General features: G+C 62.6%; 1 protein-coding gene. It reads left to right on the forward strand.

Annotated elements, in window-relative coordinates; all coding sequences use genetic code 11:
• Positions 1-94 precede the first annotated feature (94 nt).
• Positions 95-1,293 (forward strand): IS3 family transposase gene (locus F7R19_RS29495; RefSeq protein ID WP_167585615.1). Its coding sequence is split into 2 segments (ribosomal slippage): positions 95-410 and positions 410-1,293, totalling 1,200 coding nucleotides; the frame shifts between segments, so codons are not numbered across the junction.
• The last annotated feature ends 37 nt before the right edge of the window (positions 1,294-1,330 follow it).

Consider the following 1,330-nt stretch of genomic DNA (forward strand, 5'->3'; position numbering starts at 1 on the left):
TGGAGCGGCCCCACGTATCTGAGGACACAAGGACTCTCTTAAAATAAGGGATAGTCTTGTGCCTATCAGTAAGCCTAGTCATTACGTGGAACCCATCGAAATTCTGACCGAGCCGGAGCGCCGTCGTCGGCGCACGGCGCAGGAAAAAGTCGCTATCGTGCAGGAGACGCTGGCCCCTGGCGCCTCGGTGTCTGCCGTGGCCCGGCGGCATGGCGTGAATCCGAACCAGGTGTTCGGCTGGCGCAAGCAATACCAGGAAGGCAGTCTGGCAGCGGTGCAAGCTGGCGAAACTGTAGTCCCGGCATCGGAGCTGGCCGCCGCGATCAAGGAAATCAAGGAACTGCAGCGCCTGCTTGGGAAGAAGACGATGGAAGTCGAGATCCTGAAGGAGGCTGTTGAGTGGGGCCGCTCAAAAAACCTGATTGCGCGCTCGCCCTTGCTGCCGGGGGACGACCATTGAAAACGGTCTGCGAAGTTCTCGGCGTAGCGCGCTCCGGTGTGGCGGTGAAACGGGTTCGTCCGTCCGATTGGCAGGATGGTCGCAGCGCTAGAGTGACTGACGACACGGAACTGGTCGAAGAAATCCAGGCCCACGTTGCGCACCTGCCAACCTACGGCTACCGGCGCATCTGGGCGCTGCTGCGCCGCACTCGCGAGCTGGTCGGCGCACCGCGCACCAACCACAAGCGCGTGTATCGGGTCATGCGCGAGCATCATTTGTTGCTGCGCCGTCCCGGCGTGCGCCGAGACACTCGGCGGCACGACGGCCGCGTGGCCGTGGACAGGAGCAATAGCCGCTGGTGCTCCGACGGATTCGAGTTCCGGTGCGACGACGGCACGCCGCTGCGCGTGACCTTCGCACTGGATTGCTGCGACCGAGAAGCGATTAGCTGGGCGGCAACGACTGGCGGCCATAGCGGGGACGTGGTGCGCGACGTCATGCTGGCTGCCGTCGAACAGCGCTTCGGCACCACGCATGCCCCGCAGCCCATCGAATGGCTTACGGACAACGGCTCGGCCTACATCGACCACCGCACGCGCAGCTTCGCTCGCGAACTGGGCCTGGAGCCGCTGACTACGCCGGTACGTTCACCGCAGAGCAATGGCATGGCCGAATCGTTCGTGAAGACCATGAAGCACAACTACGTCGCCTATATGGACAAGGCCGACGTGCCAACGGCACTCTCTCGCCTGGCCATTGCGTTTGAACACTACAATGAGCGCCACCCGCACAAAGCCCTGAAATATCGCTCACCGCGCGAGTTCAGACGGACTGCAGTGTCATCAACCTAGCGGTGTCTGCGTGTCCTGAGGTATAGGGGCAACTCCA

It is taken from the genome of Cupriavidus pauculus (assembly GCF_008801835.1).
GTDB classification, from domain to species: Bacteria; Pseudomonadota; Gammaproteobacteria; order Burkholderiales; family Burkholderiaceae; genus Cupriavidus; species Cupriavidus pauculus.